This is a genomic window from Prescottella defluvii (assembly GCF_000738775.1).
Taxonomy (GTDB): domain Bacteria; phylum Actinomycetota; class Actinomycetes; order Mycobacteriales; family Mycobacteriaceae; genus Prescottella; species Prescottella defluvii.
The window spans coordinates 1-336 of the sequence record NZ_JPOC01000084.1; the positions used below are offsets into that span (position 1 = coordinate 1).

Annotated in this window: 1 pseudogene; it reads right to left on the reverse strand. The window is 70.8% G+C overall.

From position 1 onward, the window contains the following. Positions 1-336, reverse strand: a pseudogene (locus tag IJ15_RS0123210) (phosphoglucosamine mutase); the annotation flags it as partial.

A 336-nucleotide genomic window follows, 5' to 3' on the forward strand; every position in this document is an offset into this window, starting at 1 on the left:
GCGCAGCAGCACCCGGCCGGTGTCCCCGAGTTCGGTCTCCGCCGCGCGGACCGCGTCCTGGACCTGCGGGGCGGCCGCGACGGTCGCCTTGTCCGTGACCCGCACGTTGATCAGCACCTGAGGCAGCGCCGTCATCGCGCCGGCCAACTCCGCCAGCGAACTACCGGTGGCGGCCATGCGTGCCATCAACCGCAGACCGGTGAGCACGCCGTCACCTGTGGTGCCGTGGCGCGGCAGCACGACGTGTCCCGACTGTTCACCGCCCAGACTGAATCCGCCCGAACGCAGTTCCTCGAGCACGTACCGGTCACCGACCGCAGTGGTGCGCATCGCGAT